Origin of the sequence: Nocardioides cremeus (assembly GCF_030518195.1) — a bacterium.
Classification (GTDB): domain Bacteria; phylum Actinomycetota; class Actinomycetes; order Propionibacteriales; family Nocardioidaceae; genus Nocardioides; species Nocardioides cremeus.
Map to the genome: position 1 here is coordinate 1 of NZ_JAULSC010000393.1, position 233 is coordinate 233.

Here is a 233-nt window from a genome sequence, read left to right on the forward strand (position 1 = left end):
AGCGCCGCGGGAGGGTGGGTGCCCCAGTGGTCGAGCAGCAGCTCCACGCGGCGTACGGCCTCGAAGGCGGCGCCGGCGGCGACCTTGTCGACCATCGCCGCGGAGCGCTCGACCGTGGGCTGGGTGGGCACGTCGTCGACGCGGTCGGTGGTGGTGCGGCCGCCGCGCAGCACCAGCCCGACCTCGCCGGGCAGCACCACCGACCCGCCGCCGCGGGGCACCAGCAGCCGCCG

General features: G+C 78.5%; 1 pseudogene. It reads right to left on the minus strand.

The annotated features are described in order from the left end of the window. Positions 1-233, minus strand: a pseudogene (locus QWJ41_RS22590) (hypothetical protein); the annotation flags it as partial.